The 1,241-nt window shown below is 33.7% G+C and carries 1 protein-coding gene, 1 rRNA gene and 1 pseudogene; 1 reads left to right on the plus strand and 2 read right to left on the minus strand.

What is annotated here, in order from left to right; all coding sequences use genetic code 11:
* Positions 1 to 6: 6 nt before the first annotated feature.
* A 5S ribosomal RNA gene (rrf, locus tag FTT87_RS15835) occupies positions 7 to 121 on the plus strand.
* Positions 122 to 392: 271 nt separating this feature from the next.
* Here the strand turns inward: rrf and FTT87_RS15840 are convergent.
* Positions 393 to 974, minus strand: a complete 582-nt coding sequence (locus tag FTT87_RS15840; protein WP_257221674.1) for a lytic transglycosylase domain-containing protein — start codon at positions 972 to 974, stop codon at positions 393 to 395.
* A gap of 156 nt (positions 975 to 1,130) precedes the next feature.
* Positions 1,131 to 1,241 (minus strand): annotated as a pseudogene (locus FTT87_RS15845) (IS701 family transposase); the annotation flags it as partial.

A 1,241-nucleotide genomic window follows, 5' to 3' on the forward strand; every position in this document is an offset into this window, starting at 1 on the left:
AGTTGTGCTGGCGACCATAGCAAGAGTGAACCACCTGATCCCTTCCCGAACTCAGAAGTGAAACCTCTTAGCGCTGATGGTAGTGTGGGATTACCCATGTGAGAGTAAGTCATCGCCAGCTCATTATCCGAAAACACCCCCAGTCAAACGACTGGGGGCTTTTTTTATGCTGGGAATAAGGTATATTCTTTTTAAGTAAAACTTATAGTAGTTGAGCAGATAATGTTAGATCATGCTTTGTTATATCTATATGAAAAAATTGAAAATAAATTGTTAGATTCAAAAATAATATCTGCAACTTTCTCATAATTTAATCACTGTTGCACTTCATTTGAGAATCTAGGAAATAATAAAAAAGCCCCAAAACTGGGCTTCGAATAACAATTTAGCGTTTATAAAGCATTTTTTAGATTCTTTTGATGTTGCTTTACCTGTTTAGTATACCGTTTACCTTGTTTACGCATTTTACGATTATTCTCATAACCTGACGGACCTACATTATAATAGGCAAGTGCCTTCTTCCAGTTACCGGATGATTGATTATATTTAGAAAGAATATAAGTCCCACATTGGATATTACTGCTTTCATTGTATAAGTCACCTGGACAAGTTTGTTGCCAATAACTTGGAATGACTTGGGTTAATCCGACCGCCCCAGCAGGCGAAATTACAGAGTTTCTATAGCTTGATTCCTGTTGAATCATCGCAGCCAATAATATTGGATCTACATTATATTTGTCTGCACTTTGAATAATCATGGGAGAAACGCGGTTTGCCGTAGCTGATTCAACTGAATAGGCTTTTTGTATACCTGTAGATAATTTTTCAGACCGTTTAGCAATTGAATTACTATTTAAAGAAGTACACCCGAAAAAAGTGAGAGTAGTAACAATCATAGCTACGGATTTAAATGTAAATAAATGATAGTTAGATTTTTTTGAGGATAAATATGAGAAATGCTGTGTAAAAAACAAAGTCAAAAACCCAAAGTAAAATTTTATTATAGTTATGCTAGTGGGCTGAATACGATGAGTCAAGCACTGACATTTTGATGGATTAGATCAATGTGATAAATATTTCTCTGATCTTAATTTATAATTAAAAAATAATTAAATAGGACTTACGCACTATTACTTATAGATTCTCTGTGGTAGCAGATGATTTTTATCGAGAATAAAGTCATCAATGAAGTTTTTGATAATTGGTCTAAATAATTTCTTCTGCCAACGATATATATTTTC

Origin of the sequence: Acinetobacter sp. YH01022, from assembly GCF_013420235.1 — a bacterium.
Lineage (GTDB): Bacteria > Pseudomonadota > Gammaproteobacteria > Pseudomonadales > Moraxellaceae > Acinetobacter.